This is a genomic window from Fundidesulfovibrio putealis DSM 16056 (assembly GCF_000429325.1).
Classification (GTDB): domain Bacteria; phylum Desulfobacterota; class Desulfovibrionia; order Desulfovibrionales; family Desulfovibrionaceae; genus Fundidesulfovibrio; species Fundidesulfovibrio putealis.
Genome location: NZ_AUBQ01000031.1, coordinates 1 through 1,671 on the forward strand (window position 1 = coordinate 1; position 1,671 = coordinate 1,671).

2 protein-coding genes are annotated in these 1,671 nt (G+C 43.5%); both read right to left on the bottom strand.

Annotation, left to right across the window (positions count from 1 at the left end):
* Nucleotides 1-63: 63 nt before the first annotated feature.
* Nucleotides 64-633, bottom strand: a complete 570-nt coding sequence (locus G453_RS28160) for a hypothetical protein (RefSeq protein ID WP_156920991.1) — start codon at nt 631-633, stop codon at nt 64-66.
* 11 nt (nt 634-644) lie between these two features.
* Nucleotides 645-1,154 carry a hypothetical protein gene (locus G453_RS28165; protein ID WP_156920992.1) on the bottom strand — a complete coding sequence of 170 codons (510 nt, stop codon included), beginning with the start codon at nt 1,152-1,154 and terminating at the stop codon, nt 645-647.
* Between the last annotated feature and the right edge of the window lie 517 nt (nt 1,155-1,671).

A 1,671-nucleotide genomic window follows, 5' to 3' on the forward strand; every position in this document is an offset into this window, starting at 1 on the left:
CAAATGAGGTCCGAAGCCTTGCTGGGATTCAAAGAGCGCCCGAGAGTTTAAAAAGAATCCCCCTCACCTGAGGGGGATTCTTTTTATTTGTTCTCCCCTGAATCTTTTAGCTAAAATTACTCGCGCCTGGATGGAACGGGAACCATCGTTTGGGCGAACAATCACTCGCGGAACATATGCGCTCTCCACATATACATCTAAGCCTTCAACCTCTTTCTTGACATTAAAATACACGCAATAGCTTGCCTTTCCGCCTTCTTTGTCGATGAATTCAATTATAAAAAAATTCCTATCTGACGAGTAGAAACATTTTCTGTCTACTATTTTGCTAAAAATACCGGGAAGCATTTTTGACAATTCATATCTTTCCTCAGAAAACGCCCTTGGAACAAGCCTGTGATCTAGTATTCTCTTCTCAATCCCAACAATATCAAAATCAATAGGAACATCATCTTCTGGCCCAACAGAAATGCAATGACTGCTATACCTAACAAACAACTTTGTCTTAATGTCCTGATGGTTTCCTGACCCTGGGATCGTTATGTCATAAACAGCATCATGCAAATGACGAAGGTCGTACTCGACACCTCCAATCACAATCCTTTCGGAACGTATAATTTCTGACCACTTCACGAGGAATCCCCTTATACAGCGAAGTCTTTAGCCGCGTCTATTTCATGCGCGCGCCGTATAATAGCGCTGTAGTATTCTGCCTTTTTAATTTTTCCGGAATCAAAAAGCTCCTTTATTACAGTGTGCGGATTGCGAATTAACACTACACTGAAATCATGCTCAATTTTTTTGGCACGAATAAATCCAAGCTCTTGAAGCGCTTTCATTCTTGCCCTCCATGTATTAACAGGGCGTTCCCCACCAAAACCTGACTCAAAAGCGAATTCTTGCTCGCTTTGTATCTCTACCATTGGGTTGTCCCAAGTATGACACCAAAGAACAAAATAGGCATTTCCCGCAGGTGACCCCTTAGTTAAATCGTCTATAATCCGCATTATTAGTGACATTGTTTTTGGTGTTGTAAAAAATCCTTTGTGCCAATGGCGATCCCAGACTTCCTTGGAAGTTAGTTCCCCCCAGAAGAGTAGGACTTTCTCAGCTTGTTTCTGCTTCATTCGAGCAATCTGCTTGGCGTTTGGCATGTTTCACCTCTTTCGAGTTGGCGTTTTCATCACTCACCCTCAAAATATCAATTTATCATGTAAAAACAAGTGTTTAAATAAAATAAATTGATTTCCTTTCAGAGGTCCCACTTTCCCAAGACAGGGTGAAATCTCTGAAAATTTTTCATCTGAGTCAACTCAATTGCAATATATATTGCAAAACTTTCTGGAAAATTATTTGATTTTATCATTTTAGGCGATCTCGATCATTACTCCTTGTTCTCGGGTTATCCTGGTTCTCGGGTGCTCCTGGTGCTCACGGGGGGGGGGGGGGGATTTTTAATATCAGGCGGCGGCTCACCACTTCTGGGACGGCGCTGGCCTGTGCGCAGAATTAGGGCTAGAATCCATCCTAGCGTTTAGAAGGCGCACGGGAGGGTTCTTCAACGGAAACACGCCCTGGGGGCTGCCTAGGGTGAAAAAAGAAGGGAATATGCCGAGGGCGAACACTTTGATCTCAAAGCTGCAGGAGAAACTTCCGGCCTGGGAGGACTGC